The sequence below is a fragment of the Oharaeibacter diazotrophicus genome, assembly GCF_004362745.1.
Taxonomy (GTDB): Bacteria; Pseudomonadota; Alphaproteobacteria; order Rhizobiales; family Pleomorphomonadaceae; genus Oharaeibacter; species Oharaeibacter diazotrophicus.
Genome location: NZ_SNXY01000009.1, coordinates 288,517 through 301,742, shown reverse-complemented (window position 1 = coordinate 301,742; position 13,226 = coordinate 288,517). Strand labels below are relative to the sequence as shown.

Annotated in this window: 13 protein-coding genes; 6 read left to right on the top strand and 7 right to left on the bottom strand. The window is 72.5% G+C overall.

Annotation, left to right across the window (positions count from 1 at the left end):
* Positions 1–204 precede the first annotated feature (204 nt).
* The 3 genes from pdxH to EDD54_RS16395 are packed head-to-tail and all read left to right on the top strand — an operon-like array spanning position 205 to position 2,162.
* Positions 205–819 (top strand): pyridoxamine 5'-phosphate oxidase, encoded by a 615-nt coding sequence (gene pdxH, locus EDD54_RS16405; RefSeq protein WP_126538204.1) that lies wholly within the window; start codon positions 205–207, stop codon positions 817–819.
* 48 nt (positions 820–867) lie between these two features.
* The gene (locus EDD54_RS16400; protein WP_126538202.1) at positions 868–1,113 is read left to right on the top strand and encodes an exodeoxyribonuclease VII small subunit; all 246 of its coding nucleotides are present in this window, start codon (positions 868–870) and stop codon (positions 1,111–1,113) included.
* Positions 1,114–1,151: 38 nt separating this feature from the next.
* Positions 1,152–2,162 carry an aldo/keto reductase gene (locus EDD54_RS16395; protein WP_126538200.1) on the top strand — a complete coding sequence of 337 codons (1,011 nt, stop codon included), beginning with the start codon at positions 1,152–1,154 and terminating at the stop codon, positions 2,160–2,162.
* Between the two features lie 4 nt (positions 2,163–2,166).
* On the opposite strand, the gene EDD54_RS16390 is transcribed toward EDD54_RS16395, so the two are convergent.
* From EDD54_RS16390 to dxs, 3 genes are all read right to left on the bottom strand, one after another.
* On the bottom strand, positions 2,167–2,685 hold the full coding sequence (locus EDD54_RS16390) for a dihydrofolate reductase family protein (protein ID WP_126538198.1): 519 nt from the start codon (positions 2,683–2,685) through the stop codon (positions 2,167–2,169).
* An 80-nt stretch (positions 2,686–2,765) separates the two neighbouring features.
* The gene (locus EDD54_RS16385) at positions 2,766–3,479 is read right to left on the bottom strand and encodes a GNAT family N-acetyltransferase (RefSeq protein ID WP_126538196.1); all 714 of its coding nucleotides are present in this window, start codon (positions 3,477–3,479) and stop codon (positions 2,766–2,768) included.
* A 261-nt stretch (positions 3,480–3,740) separates the two neighbouring features.
* On the bottom strand, positions 3,741–5,657 hold the full coding sequence (gene dxs / locus EDD54_RS16380) for a 1-deoxy-D-xylulose-5-phosphate synthase (protein ID WP_126538194.1): 1,917 nt from the start codon (positions 5,655–5,657) through the stop codon (positions 3,741–3,743).
* Between the two features lie 270 nt (positions 5,658–5,927).
* Between dxs and EDD54_RS16375 the strand changes: the two genes are divergently transcribed.
* Positions 5,928–6,689 carry a sulfite exporter TauE/SafE family protein gene (locus tag EDD54_RS16375; RefSeq protein ID WP_165644607.1) on the top strand — a complete coding sequence of 254 codons (762 nt, stop codon included), beginning with the start codon at positions 5,928–5,930 and terminating at the stop codon, positions 6,687–6,689.
* A gap of 7 nt (positions 6,690–6,696) precedes the next feature.
* Here EDD54_RS16375 and EDD54_RS16370 read toward each other — a convergent pair whose 3' ends face one another.
* From EDD54_RS16370 to EDD54_RS16360, 3 genes are all read right to left on the bottom strand, one after another.
* Positions 6,697–7,560: an SDR family oxidoreductase gene (locus EDD54_RS16370; protein ID WP_126538190.1), complete on the bottom strand. Its 864-nt coding sequence runs from the start codon at positions 7,558–7,560 to the stop codon at positions 6,697–6,699.
* A gap of 82 nt (positions 7,561–7,642) precedes the next feature.
* Positions 7,643–8,392 (bottom strand): crotonase/enoyl-CoA hydratase family protein, encoded by a 750-nt coding sequence (locus EDD54_RS16365; protein ID WP_245515795.1) that lies wholly within the window; start codon positions 8,390–8,392, stop codon positions 7,643–7,645.
* A gap of 19 nt (positions 8,393–8,411) precedes the next feature.
* Positions 8,412–10,181: an acyl-CoA dehydrogenase family protein gene (locus tag EDD54_RS16360; RefSeq protein ID WP_126538186.1), complete on the bottom strand. Its 1,770-nt coding sequence runs from the start codon at positions 10,179–10,181 to the stop codon at positions 8,412–8,414.
* 177 nt (positions 10,182–10,358) lie between these two features.
* Between EDD54_RS16360 and EDD54_RS16355 the strand changes: the two genes are divergently transcribed.
* Positions 10,359–11,360: an L-threonylcarbamoyladenylate synthase gene (locus tag EDD54_RS16355; protein WP_126538184.1), complete on the top strand. Its 1,002-nt coding sequence runs from the start codon at positions 10,359–10,361 to the stop codon at positions 11,358–11,360.
* 27 nt (positions 11,361–11,387) lie between these two features.
* On the opposite strand, the gene EDD54_RS16350 is transcribed toward EDD54_RS16355, so the two are convergent.
* Positions 11,388–11,867: a hypothetical protein gene (locus tag EDD54_RS16350; RefSeq protein ID WP_126538182.1), complete on the bottom strand. Its 480-nt coding sequence runs from the start codon at positions 11,865–11,867 to the stop codon at positions 11,388–11,390.
* A 424-nt stretch (positions 11,868–12,291) separates the two neighbouring features.
* Here EDD54_RS16350 and EDD54_RS16345 point away from each other — a divergent pair, with 424 nt between their 5' ends.
* Positions 12,292–13,221 carry a histone deacetylase family protein gene (locus EDD54_RS16345; RefSeq protein WP_126538180.1) on the top strand — a complete coding sequence of 310 codons (930 nt, stop codon included), beginning with the start codon at positions 12,292–12,294 and terminating at the stop codon, positions 13,219–13,221.
* Positions 13,222–13,226 lie beyond the last annotated feature (5 nt).

The following is a 13,226-nucleotide window of genomic DNA, read 5'->3' as shown; positions in this document are numbered from 1 at the left end:
CCGGCCGCCCCCGGGCCGCCGACTGAACTCGGTCTCACATGTGGTGTGCGTTCGCGTTATGGTCCAGTCCCCGACGGAGATGGTCCGCGCTCGCACGAATCTTCGGGGACCGAGCCTACTCCGAAGCGGCCGGGTGTTTCCACGCCGGTCGCGGCGCTCTATACCCCTTGTCGTGCGCGCCCCGACCGGATCCTCCGCCCCGCCATGACGACAGCCGACGCCCCGTCCGCCGACTTCACCCTCTCCGACGAGCCGTTCCGCCTGTTCGCGGCCTGGCTGGCCGAGGCCGAGGCGAGCGAGCCCAACGATCCCAACGCCATGGCGGTCGCCACCGTCGATCCCGACGGCCTGCCCAACGTGCGCATGGTGCTGCTGAAGGACTGGGACGAGGCCGGCTTCGTCTTCTACACCAACCTCGAGAGCCGCAAGGGCCGCGAGATCCTCGCCGCCGGCAAGGCGGCGCTGCTGTTCCACTGGAAGAGCCGGCGCCGTCAGGTCCGCGTCCGCGGCACCGTCTCGACCGTGTCGGACGCCGAGGCCGACGCCTATTTCCAGAGCCGCCCACGCGGCAGCCGGATCGGCGCCTGGGCCTCCAAGCAGTCGCAGCCGCTGGAGAGCCGCTTCGCGCTCGAGAAGGCCGTCGCCGAGTATGGCTTGAAGTACGCCGTCGGCGAGGTACCCCGCCCGGCGCACTGGACGGGCCTGCGCGTCGCGCCGGTCGAGATCGAATTCTGGCAGGACGGCCTGTTCCGCCTGCACGACCGCGTCCGCTTCACCGCCGGCCCGGACGGCTGGTCGAAGGCGCGGCTCTATCCCTGACGCCGCCGCCCGACCGCCGCGCCCCGAGACATCCAGAGGACAAGACCCATGGCCGCCGCCGCCGCCGTCTCCGCGCTTTCCTTCGAGCAGGCGCTGAAGGAACTCGAGGGCATCGTCGCCCGCCTCGAACAGGGCTCGGTGCCGCTCGAGGAATCGATCGCGATCTACGAGCGCGGCGATGCCCTGCGCGCCCATTGCGACGCCCTGCTGAAGACCGCCGAGGCGCGGGTGGAGAAGATCCGCCTCGCCGCCGACGGCCGCCCGGCGGGCACCGAGCCGCTCGATGTCGGCTGACCGCCATACGCTCCGCAACCACGTTTCCCGGATCCGCGATGGACTTCGCCCGCCGCCCGCTTGGCCGCTCCGGCCTCGGGGTCACCGCCTACGGCTTCGGCGGCGCCCCGCTCGGCAACCTTTTCCGCACCGTGCCGCGCGCCGACGCCGAGGCGCTGCTGGAAGCGGTCTGGGCCGCCGGCTTCCGCTTCTTCGACACTGCGCCCTTCTACGGCTTCGGCCTGTCCGAGCGCCGGCTCGGCGACGTCCTGCGCGACAAGCCGCGCGGCGACTTCGTGCTCTCCACCAAGGTCGGCCGCGTCCTGAAGCCGAACCCGGGCGACCATCCCGCCCGCGCCGACTATGTCGACGCCCTGCCGTTCGAGCCGGTCTACGACTATTCCTACGACGGCGTGATGCGCTCCTTCGAGCACTCGCTGCAGCGCCTCGGCCTCGACCGCGTCGACGTCCTCCTGATGCACGACATCGGCCGGGTCACCCACGGCGACGCCCACGAGGAGACCTTCCGGATCGCCATGGACGGCGGCGCCCGGGCGATGGACGAGTTGCGCCGGTCGGGCGCGGTGTCGGCGATCGGCCTCGGCGTCAACGAGTGGCAGGTCTGCGAGGCGGCGATGGACCACCTCGATTGGGACTGCTTCCTGCTCGCCGGCCGCTACACGCTGCTGGAACAGGAGGCGCTCGCCTCCTTCCTGCCGCGCTGCGAGAAGGTCGGCGCGTCGATCGTGGTCGGTGGCGCGTTCAACTCCGGCATCCTCGCCACCGGTCCGGTACCGGGCGCGCGCTACAACTACGCCCCGGCGCCGGCGGAGATCCTGGAGCGCGTCGGCCGGATCGAGGCGGTTTGCCGGCGCCACGGCGTGGCGCTGCCGGCCGCCGCGCTCGCCTTCCCGCTGACCCACCCGGCCGTCGCCTGCGTCATCCCCGGCATGGCGAGCCCGCGCGAACTCGACGCCAACCTCGCCCTGCTCGCTGCCGCGATCCCGTCCGCCCTCTGGGCCGACCTCAAGGCCGAGGGCCTGATGCGCCCCGACGCGCCGACGCCCTGAGGCTTCACGCCCGGGCGTAGACCAGCTGCGCGATCTCGCCGAAGCGGGCGACCTCGACCAGCTTCAGCGTGCGCCGGACGTCGGTGCCCGGGAACAGCGGGATGCCGTCGCCGAGGATCACCGGGACGACGTAGATCTCCAGCCGGTCTATGGCGTCGCGGTCGAGGAAGGCCTGCTGCAACAGGCCGCCGCCGAGCACCCAGACGTCGCCGGCGACGCCGGGTTCGCGCAGATGCGCGATCAGCGCGTCGACACCGGATGTCCAGACCTCCGTATCCGGTGGCAGGCTCGGCGGCGGGGTCCGCGTGACCACGATCGAGCGGCGGCCGCGATAGGGCCAGGACGGGTGCTTCAGGCAGGCCTCGAAGGTGCCGCGCCCCATCACCAGCGTGCCGATGCCGGCGTAGAAGGCGTCGTAGCCGCAGTCGGCCGCGCCGTAGGGATCGAGGAAGCCGTAGCTGCCGTCGGGCTCGGCGATGTAGCCGTCGAGGGTTTCGGCGATGTAGCCGAGGATGCGGGTCATGGGGTCGGCTCCGGGTGCGATCGGAGCCGACAGTCTCGGATGCCGCGCCGACGGGACGCGTCAGCAGCGTCGCGAACCGTTCAGAGCGAGGCGCGGATCTCGGCGAGGCCGCGCTTCTGGGTGCCGTCGGCGCCGAAGTTCTCCGGGGCGAGCCAGGCCGCGAAGGCCGCCTTGGCGCGCGGCCACTCGCCGTCGAGGATCGAATACCACGCGGTGTCGCGGTTGCGGCCCTTGACCACCGCCGCCTGCCGGAAAAGGCCCTCGAAGGTGAAACCGAGGCGCTCCGCCGCCCGCTTGGAGGCGGCGTTGAGGTCGTTGCACTTCCACTCGTAGCGGCGGTAGCCGAGCTCGTCGAACACCCGCGCCATCATCAGCGCCATCGCCTCGGTGGCCGCGGGCGTGCGCTGCAGGAGCGGGGACCATGCGATCCAGCCGACCTCGATCGCGCCGTTGGCGGGGTCGATCCGGAGGAAGCTCGCGGTGCCCACCGGCTTGCCGGTGGCGCGGTCGATCACGGCGAAGAACAGCGGATCCTCGCTCTTCTCCGCGGCCTCGGCCCAGGCGAGATACTCGGCGAAGTCGCCGAACGGACCCGCCGGCATCCACGTCCACATCCGGCCGTCGCGGTCGCGCGCCTGCGCCTCGAAGAGGTCGCGGGCGTGCACGATCGCGTCGAGCGGCACCACCCGGCAGAACCGCCCCTCCATCGCCGTCCGCGGCGGCCGGGGCCGCGGCGTCCAGCCGGGGACGACGGGGCCGATGGGATCGCCGAGCGGGGTGAGGTCGTGGGTCATGGATCACCGGGAAGGGAAGGAGCGCACCGGGGATAGGAGTACAGGGAGGCGGGGTGATTGCGAAGCCCCGGGGAGAGGAGCGTCGCGGCGGTGGAGGCGTACCCCACCCCGCCAGCCTACAGCCGTCGACCCTCCCCACGAGGGGGAGGGTAGCGGGCTGCGCCGTCGAGGCCGGGGATGTACCCTCCCCCTCGTGGGGAGGGTCGGCCCGAAGGGCCGGGGTGGGGTCGTCGGCCGCGAACGCGACGCTCCTGCCCCCGCTCAAGCCCTCCCGGCCAGCCCCAGCTTCTCCCGCCCGAGCGCCTCGAACACCTTGGCGACGATGCCGCGGGCATCGAGGCCGGCGCGGGTGTAGAGGGCGTCGGGCTTGTCGTGGTCGAGGTAGACGTCGGGCAGCACCATGGCGCGCACGCGCAGGCCGCGGTCGAGCAGGCCGTCCTCGGCCAGGGCGTGCAGCACGAAGCAGCCGAAGCCGCCGACCGAACCCTCCTCGACCGTGATCAGCACCTCGTGCTCGCGGGCGAGCCGGCGGACGAGGTCGCGGTCGAGCGGCTTGGCGAAGCGGGCGTCGGCGACGGTGGTGGAGAGGCCGTAGCCGTCGAGTTCGTCGGCGGCCTTCAGCGCCTCGCCGAGCCGGGCGCCGAGCGACAGGATCGCGATCTTGGTGCCCTCGCGCACGACCCGGCCGCGGCCGATCGCGAGCGGCGTGCCGCGCGCCGGCAGCTCGACGCCGCGGCCCTCGCCGCGCGGATAGCGGAAGGCGATCGGGCCGTCGTCGTGGGCGGCGGCGGTCGCCACCATGTGCACGAGCTCGGCCTCGTCTGCAGCGGCCATGATGGTCATGCCGGGAATGCAGCCGAGGAAGGCGACGTCGAACGAGCCGGCGTGGGTGGCGCCGTCGGCGCCGACCAGACCGGCGCGGTCGATCGGCAGCCGCACCGGCAGGTTCTGCAGGGCGACGTCGTGGACGACCTGGTCGTAGGCGCGTTGCAGGAAGGTCGAGTAGATCGCGCAGAACGGCTTCAGGCCCTCGGTCGCCATGCCGGCGGCGAAGGTGACGGCGTGCTGCTCGGCGATGCCGACGTCGAAGACGCGGTCGGGGAAGACCTCGCCGAAGAGGTCTAGGCCGGTGCCCGCCGGCATCGCCGCGGTGACGGCGACGATGCGCTCGTCGCGCGCGGCCTCGTCGATCAGCGAGCGCGCGAACACCTCGGTGTAGCTCGGCGCATTCGACTTGGCCGGCGCCAGCTGGCCGGTGACGACGTCGAAGCGACCGACGCCGTGGTACTTGTCGGCCGCCGCCTCGGCCGGCGGATAGCCCTTGCCCTTCTGGGTGACGACGTGGACCAGGATCGGCCCGTCCTCGGCGTCGCGGACGTTGCGCAGCACCGGCAGCAGGTGGTCGAGATTGTGCCCGTCGACCGGGCCGACGTAGTAGAAGCCGAGTTCCTCGAACAGGGTGCCGCCGGTCCAGAAGCCGCGGGCGTATTCCTCGGCGAGCTTGGCCTTCTCGCGCAGGCGCTTCGGCAGCACCTTGGCGAGCTGCTTCATCGCCTCGCGCAGCGAGCGATAGGTCGGCCCCGAGACGAGGCGGGCGAGATAGGCGCTCATCGCCCCCGCCGGCGGGGCGATCGACATGTCGTTGTCGTTGAGGATGACGATCAGCCGGCTGTCCATGGCGCCGGCGTTGTTCATCGCCTCGTAGGCCATGCCGGCGCTCATGGCGCCGTCGCCGATCACCGCGACCACCGCGTTGCGACCGCCCGAGAGATCGCGCGCCACCGCCATGCCGAGACCGGCGGAAATCGAGGTCGAGGAATGCGCCGCGCCGAACGGGTCGTAGTCGCTCTCCGACCGCCGGGTGAAGCCCGACAGGCCGCCCGGCTGGCGCAGCGTACGGATGCGGTCGCGCCGGCCGGTCAGGATCTTGTGCGGATAGGCCTGGTGGCCGACGTCCCAGATCAGCCGGTCGCGCGGGGTGTCGAACACCGCGTGCAGCGCCACCGTCAGCTCGACGACGCCGAGGCCGGCGCCGAGATGGCCTCCGGTCAGCGACACCGCATCGATCATCTCCGCACGCACCTCATCGGCGAGTTGGCGCAGCTCGGCCGGCGCGAGGCGCTTCATGTCGGCGGGCGACGCGATGGTGTCGAGCAGGGGCGTGATCGGGCGGGTCAAGTCGAAGGGTCCTCGGAGAGGCCGGTATCCTGTCGGCCGGGCATATCAGCCGCGGCGCCCCGGTTCAATTCGGGCCGGCGCCGCACGGCCGGAATGTGGGGCCCCGTCGGGCGAAAGAAAGGCGGCATCGGTGGGAAACCCTTTACCAACCTCCGGCCGAACGGAACTCACTGCCGGCCTCCGGACGGCCGGAATGCGTTGCCGGCGCTTGGCCGGCCGGCTATGCCCGCGTGCCGGAGGGTGCTCCCCACCGAGCCCCGGAGCGCGCCCGTGACCGATCCGACCGCCGACCTCCTCGCCATCCTCGCCCGCGGCGAGACCCTCGCCGTGCTGGCGGTCGTGGCCTTCGCCGCCACCGTGCGCGGCTTCGCCGGCTTCGGCGCCGGCATGATCTACATCCCCGTCGCCGCGGCGCTCTACGGCCCCAAGGTCGCGGCGGCGACGCTGCTGCTGTTCGACCTGCCGGCGGTGATCCCGGCGACGATCCGCCTCCTGCCGCAGGCCGACGTCCGCGACGTCGCGCCGATCGCGCTCGGTGGCCTCCTCGGCGTACCGCTCGGCTTCCTGGCGCTGTCGGCGCTCGATCCGGTGGCGGCGCGCTGGGCGATCTCGGCGATCGTGATCGTCTGCGTCGCCGCGCTCGCCTCCGGCTGGCGGGTGCGGCGCGACGTCGGGCCGGCGGTGTCGGGCGGCGTCGGCGTCGTCGCCGGCTTCCTCAACGGCCTCGCCCAGATCGGCGCGCCGCCGGTGGTGCTGTTCTGGCTCGGCCGCGACCGGGCCCCGGCGACGATCCGCGCCTCGGCCTCGCTCTACTTCCTGATCGGCAGCGGCGTCACCATGACCACCTACCTGATCGGCGGCCTGATCACCCGCGAGGTCGTGCTGCTCGCGGTGGTGCTGGCGCCGGTCTACGCCGCCGGGCTCTGGCTCGGCAGCCTGCTGTTCGGTTTCGCCAGCCCCGTATTCTACCGCCGCTTCGCCTACGGCGTGATCGCCGCGGCGGCGGTCGCCGGGCTGCCGATCTGGCGCTGAAGGTTCGTCAGGCGACCGGGTCGAAGCTCACGCCCGGCGGCGGAGTCCGGTCGTCGGGCACGAAGAAGTCCGGCGCGAGGCGCTTGCCGGGATCGACGCGGTAGCGGTCGAAGTCGGTGACGCCCTCGTCGGCCAGCACCATGTCGTCGATCAGGAAGTTGCCGGTGAAGCCGCGCGAGTCCTTGGTCAGGATCGCGTGGGCGGCGTCGGCCATGATCTCCGGGGTCCGGCTCATCTCCATCAGCGTCTCGCCGACCACGTAGCGGATCGCGCTGGTCGCGATGGTGGTGCGCGGCCACAGCGCGTTGACGGCGATGCCGTCGCGGCTGAGTTCGCCGGCGAGCCCGAGCGCCACCATGCTCATGCCCATCTTCGCCATGGTGTAGGCGACGTGCGGGGCGAACCAGCGCTCCTTCATGTCGAGCGGCGGCGACAGCATCAGGATGTGCGGGTTGGCGGACTTCTTGAGGTAGGGAATCGCCGCCTTCGAGGCCAGGAAGGTGCCGCGCGCGTTGACCTGGTGCATCAGGTCGAAGCGCTTCATGTCGGTGTCCGGCGTCTTCGTCAGCTGGATCGCCGAGGCGTTGTTGACGACGATGTCGATACCGCCGAAATGGTCGGCGGCCTTCTCCATCGCGGCGAACACCTCGGCGTCCTCGCGGATGTCGACCATCAGCGGCAGCGCCCGGCCGCCGGCCGCCTCGATCTCCGCCGCGGCGGTGTGGATCGTGCCGGGCAGCTTCGGATGCGGCTCCGAGGTCTTGGCGGCGATCACCACGTTGGCGCCGTCGCGGGCGGCGCGCACGGCGATGGCGAGGCCGATCCCGCGCGACCCGCCGGTCACGAACAGCGTCTTGCCCTGAAGCGACATCCGATCTCTCCTCCCGATATGGGCCCGCGGCCGGCGCTCCTCCGCCGACGCGCGTCCGTTCTCTCCGTCGTTCCCGTCCGGTTCAGCCCTTGCGGTCCATGAAGGCGCGGAAGGCGGCCTGGGCCTCGGCCGAGCGCAGCCGCTCGGCGAACAGCTTCGCCTCCTCGTCGATGCGGGCGAGCACGTCGGCCGGATCGCCCTTGACGAGCCGGCGCGCCAGCGCCATCGCCTGCCGCGGCTTGGCGGCGAGCGCCTGCGCGGCGGCGAAGGCGTCGGCCTCGATCGTCGCCGACGGCACCACCCGGTTGACGAAGCCGGCGAGCCGGCCCTTCTCGGCGTCGAAGGCGGCGCCGCCGGCGAGCAGCTCCAGCGCCAGCGGCCCGCCCATGATGCGCGGCGCGATCAGGCTGGAGCCGGCCTCCGGGATGAGGCCGAGGTCGACGAAGGGGGTGCGGAACACCGCCTTCTCCGAGGCCAGCACCAGGTCGCAGTGGAACAGCAGCGTGGTGCCGACGCCGACCGCGAGCCCGTCCACCGCGGCCACCAGCGGCACCGGCGCGGTGGCGAGCGCGCGCAGGAACGCGAGGATCGGCTCGCCGAGCGCGCCGCTCTGCGCCGCCGCGACGAACTCGCCGATGTCGTTGCCGGCCGAGAAGGCGCCGGGATGGCCGAGGATCAGTACGGCGCCGACCGACGGATCGCCCTCGGCCGAGGCGATCGCGTCGGCGAGCGCCCGGTACATCGGCGCGGTCAGCGCGTTCTTCTTCACCGGGCGGTCGATCCGGACGACGCGGACGCCGTCGCGGAGGTCGATGGAGACGAGGTCGGTCACGGCGCGGTCGCTCCGTCGGTCAGGCGGTGAGGATGTCGGGGGTGACGCCGACGAGCACGGCGCCGCCGGCGGTCGCCGCGGCGGCGAGGCCGCCGGTCTGCGGCAGGATGTCGGTGGCATAGAAGCGTGCCACCGCGAGCCGGCGGGCGGCGGCGGGCGTCGCGGTGCCGGCGGCGCGGTCGGCGAGCACGGCGGCGAGGTGGTAGGCGCCGCCGGCGGCGAGCGCGGCGAGGCGGAGATAGGCGGTGGCGCCCGCGAGGGCGTCGGTGCCGCGGCCCTCGGCGAGCGCGCGCTGCAGCGCGTGGGTGGCGCCCGCGAGATCGGCGAGCGCGGCCTCGACCCGTTCGCCGAGGTCGGCCTCGCCGACGGCGAGCGCCTCGCGGGCGATCGCGCCGAGTTCGGCGAGCCACGCCGAGACCACTTCGCCGCCGCGCAGCGTCAGCTTGCGGGTGACGAGGTCGATCGCCTGGATGCCGTTGGTGCCCTCGTAGATCGTCAGGATGCGGGCGTCGCGCAGGTGCTGGGCAGCGCCGGTCTCCTCGATGTAGCCCATGCCGCCGTGGACCTGGACGCCGAGCGAAGCGACCTCGACGCCGGTGTCGGTGGCGAAGGCCTTGGCGATCGGCGTCAGCAGCGCGGCGCGCTCGGCGAAGGCGGCGCGCGCCTCCTCCGGGCCGGTGCGGCCGCGGTCGATCGCGCGGGCGAGCGAGAAGCAGAGAGCGCGCGCGACGTCGGTCTGCGCGCGCATGGTCAGCAGCATCCGCTTGACGTCCGGGTGGTGGACGATCGGGCTCAAGCCCTCGCCGGTCCAGCCGGGCGCGCGGCCCTGGCGGCGGTCGAGCGCGTAGGCGAGGGCGCGCTGGTAGGCGCGCTCGGCGACGCCGACGCCCTGGACGCCGACCGACATCCGCGCGCTGTTCATCATGGTGAACATGGCGGCGAGGCCGCGGTTCGGTTCGCCGACCAGCCAGCCGACGGCGCCGTCGAACTGCATCACGCAGGTCGGCGAGGCGTGGATGCCGAGCTTGTGCTCGATGCCGACCGGCCCGGCCGCATTGCGGGCGCCGAGCGAACCGTCGGCACCGACCAGGAACTTCGGCACCACGAACAGCGAGATGCCGCGCGTGCCCGCCGGCGCGTCCGGCAGGCGGGCGAGCACGAGGTGGACGATGTTGTCGGTGAGGTCGTGGTCGCCGTAGGTGATGAAGATCTTCTGGCCGGTGATCCGGTAGCTGCCGTCGCCGACCGGCTCGGCGCGGGTGCGCATCGGCCCGAGGTCGGAACCGGCCTGCGACTCCGTCAGGTTCATCGTGCCGGTCCAGGTGCCGGCGATCAGCTTGGGCAGGTAGGTCGCCTTCTGCTCCGCGCTGCCGTGGGCCGAGAGCGCCTCGATCGCGCCGGCCGTCAGCATCGGACCGGTGGCGAAGGCCGTGGAGGCGGCGTTCCACATCTCGAGCGTGGCGGCGTAGAGCATCACCGGCAGGCCTTGGCCGCCGTATTCGGGATCGCCGTCGAGCGCGGTCCAGCCGCCCTCGACCCAGCGCTCGAAAACCGGCTTCCACGCCGCCGGCATCGTCACCGCACCGTTCTCGAAGCGGGCGCCCTCGCGATCGCCGAGGACGTTGAGCGGGGCGATCTCGTCGGTGGCGAAGCGGCCGGCCTCGGCGAGCACGGCGTCGACGAGGTCCGCCGAGAGATCCGGGAACACGCCGGCGGCGAGGTCCTCGTCGAGGCCCGCGACGGTGCGCAGCCAGAACGCGATGTCGGCGACGGGTGCCGCGAAGGCCATGTCGATCTCTCCCCAGGTGGTCGCTGTCGTCTTGACGGGACGATCCGTCCGGGTTGAAACCGGCGGATCGGACGGCGGCCTGCCCGGACTTACGTAACTCTACTTTACGTAAACGTCAACTGCGGCATCCGTCGTCGCCCGGGGACAATGACCCGGAGAGGGGCTCCGACGCCAGCTATGCGAAAGAAGCAGACCCGTCGCCTCGACACCTCCGGGGAAGGCATCGTCGCCGCCGCGGCGCTGCTCGCTTCGGGCGGCCTCGTCGCCCTGCCGACCGAGACGGTCTACGGCCTCGGCGCCGACGCCACCGACGGGGCGGCGGTCGCCGGCATCTACGAGGCCAAGGGCCGGCCGAGCTTCAACCCGTTGATCGCGCACGTTCCGGACCTCGCCTCGGCCGAGCGGCTCGCGCTGTTCGATCCGATCTCCGTCCGGCTGGCGAACGCCTTCTGGCCCGGGCCGCTGACGCTGGTGCTGCCGCGCCGGCCGGACTGCCCGGTCTCCGAACTCGCCACCGCCGGGCTCGACACCCTGGCGATCCGCGTGCCGGACCACCCGGTGGCGCGCCGCCTGCTGGAGGCGGTCGGGCGGCCTGTCGCCGCGCCGAGCGCCAACCGCTCCGGCCACGTCAGCCCGACCACCGCCGACCACGTGCTCGTCGACCTCGACGGGCGCATCGACGCCGTCGTCGACGGCGGTCCCACCCGCGTCGGCGTCGAATCGACCATCGTGGCGGTGACGGACGGCGTCGCGCGCATCCTGCGCCCGGGCGGCATCGCGCGGGCGGCGATCGAAGCGGTTGTCGGCGCGCCGGTGGCGGACGGGCCGGCGAGCGACGACGTCGCGCCGCTGGCGCCGGGCATGCTGACCTCGCACTACGCGCCGGCCGCCCGTGTCCGGCTCGACGCGGCCGAGATCCTGCCCGGCGAGGCGCTGCTCGCCTTCGGTCCCGTGCCGCCGCCGGGGGCGGAGCGAGCCGTCGCCGTCATGAACCTCAGTCCCGCCGGCGACCTCGTCGAGGCCGCCGCCAACCTGTTCGGCATGCTCCGCGCGCTCGACGGCGCGGGGACCGCCAGCCTGGCGGTGGCGCCGATCCCGGCCGAGGGTCTCGGCGAGGCGATCCGCGACCGCCTCGCCCGCGCCGCGGCCCCGCGCGGCGACGGCGCATCCGGAGCGTGACCGGATCCGCCGCGCCGACGGTCGGGATCAGTTCCAGACCTGGATCGACAGGTTCTTGATCCGGCCGGTCGTTCCGGTGCCGAGCGGGATCGCCTGGAGCTGCAGGCTGTGGCTCGCCATCGACGCCTTGACCTCCACGCTGGTGACGAAGCTGTGCATCTCCGAGCCCGGCGTCGCCAGCGGCGTGTGGTCGGCGGCGCAGAACACGTTGCCGATCTGGTTGGTCGGATAGACCGCCTTGCCGTCGATCATCAGCTTCAGAGCCACGCCCTGGTTGCCGGTGCCGGTGGCGCCGCAGACCGCGGACACCGAGATCATCACCGTCTGCGGCGTCTGCACGAAGAAGGCCTGGGTGAAGGACCCCGACGGGAACACGGCGAGGAACTTCGGCTCCGAGAAGGTCTGCTCGGGCGCGAAGATCGTCGACAACAGGTTCTCGGCCGCGGCGGGAACGGCGGACGCGACAAGGCCGGCGGCCACGAGGGCCGCCGCGGAAAGCATATTCATGGTGATCTCCCCCGAAATGATCGATCGTGCTTCGACCCGGATGTCGACCGGGACGAAAAAACCTGGGCTGTCCGTGTCGATCCAAGGGGCAGGCGAAAAAATAGGGCCGTCGACACGTCGTCGAAGGCGCGAATAGACGCGAGGCGGTCCGAAACTCCCTTGGATCTATATGATCCTACGGATGATTTTTCCGATTGTAAACGGAAATCCACTTGGCCGGGCCGTCTCGATTCGCCTCCGCGGCGGTTCCTGCCGCTTCGAGCGCGTCCGGTCGTCCGCCGGCGCCCGCGGCGCGGCTCGCCGGCGAGCAACCCGCCTAAGCGTTTCGACCGACAGACGAGCGGGTGATTGACACCCGCCCGCCCCGGGCCTCAACTCGGCCTTGCTGGGCGCCGATCGGAGGGCGGCGCCGGGGAGGCCGTTCTTGCGTACGCTCTATCTCAGTCACGCCGCCTATCTCGACCACCACACCCCGCTCGGCCATCCCGAGCGCGCCGACCGTCTGCGCGCCGTCGAGCAGGTGCTCGAGCGCGAGGAGTTCCAGGACCTGATCCGCGAGCAGGCGCCGCTGGGCACGATCGACCAGGTCGCCCGCGCCCATCCGCGCGCCTTCGTCGAGCACATCCGCAACCAGATCCCGGCCGAGGGCCTCCTGCGCCTCGACAGCGACACAACGGTGTCGCCCGGCTCCTACACCGCGGCGCTCCGCGCCTCCGGCGCCGCCTGTCAGGCGGTCGACGAGGTGATGACCGGCCTCGTCCAGAACGCCTTCTCCGCCCACCGCCCGCCCGGCCACCACGCCGAGCACATGACGGCGATGGGCTTCTGCCTGTTCAACCACGCCGCCGTCGCCGCCCGCCACGCCCAGGCGGTGCACGGCGCCGAGCGCGTCGCGATCATGGATTTCGACGTCCACCACGGCAACGGCACCCAGGACATCTTCTGGTCCGACCCGACCGTGCTTTACGCCTCGACCCACCAGATGCCGCTCTATCCCGGCACCGGCGCCCTCGGCGAGACCGGCGTCGCCGACAACATCGTCAACGCCCCGCTCTCGGCGGGGGCCGACGGCGCGGTGTTCCGCGAGGCGATGGAGAGCCGCGTCCTGCCGGCGATCGAGGCGTTTCGGCCGGATCTCCTGATCATCTCCGCCGGCTTCGACGCCCACCACCGCGACCCGCTCGCCGAGATCAACCTCGTCGAGGCCGATTTCGCCTGGGCGACGCGGCGGATGATGGAGGTCGCCGACCGCGTCTGCGCCGGCCGCGTCGTCTCCCTGCTCGAGGGCGGCTACGACCTGCTCGGCCTGTCGCGCAGCGTCGGCGCCCACGTCCAGGCGCTGATGGGGCACTGACGGTG

Excerpts from the sequence above, each read along its gene's own strand:
- pdxH (WP_126538204.1), top strand. The coding sequence starts at position 205 with ATGACGACAGCCGACGCCCCGTCCGCCGACTTCACCCTCTCCGACGAG.
- EDD54_RS16400 (WP_126538202.1), top strand. The coding sequence starts at position 868 with ATGGCCGCCGCCGCCGCCGTCTCCGCGCTTTCCTTCGAGCAGGCGCTG.
- EDD54_RS16395 (WP_126538200.1), top strand. The coding sequence starts at position 1,152 with ATGGACTTCGCCCGCCGCCCGCTTGGCCGCTCCGGCCTCGGGGTCACC.
- EDD54_RS16390 (WP_126538198.1), bottom strand. The coding sequence starts at position 2,685 with ATGACCCGCATCCTCGGCTACATCGCCGAAACCCTCGACGGCTACATC.
- EDD54_RS16385 (WP_126538196.1), bottom strand. The coding sequence starts at position 3,479 with ATGACCCACGACCTCACCCCGCTCGGCGATCCCATCGGCCCCGTCGTC.
- EDD54_RS16370 (WP_126538190.1), bottom strand. The coding sequence starts at position 7,560 with ATGTCGCTTCAGGGCAAGACGCTGTTCGTGACCGGCGGGTCGCGCGGG.
- EDD54_RS16360 (WP_126538186.1), bottom strand. The coding sequence starts at position 10,181 with ATGGCCTTCGCGGCACCCGTCGCCGACATCGCGTTCTGGCTGCGCACC.
- EDD54_RS16355 (WP_126538184.1), top strand. The coding sequence starts at position 10,359 with ATGCGAAAGAAGCAGACCCGTCGCCTCGACACCTCCGGGGAAGGCATC.
- EDD54_RS16350 (WP_126538182.1), bottom strand. The coding sequence starts at position 11,867 with ATGAATATGCTTTCCGCGGCGGCCCTCGTGGCCGCCGGCCTTGTCGCG.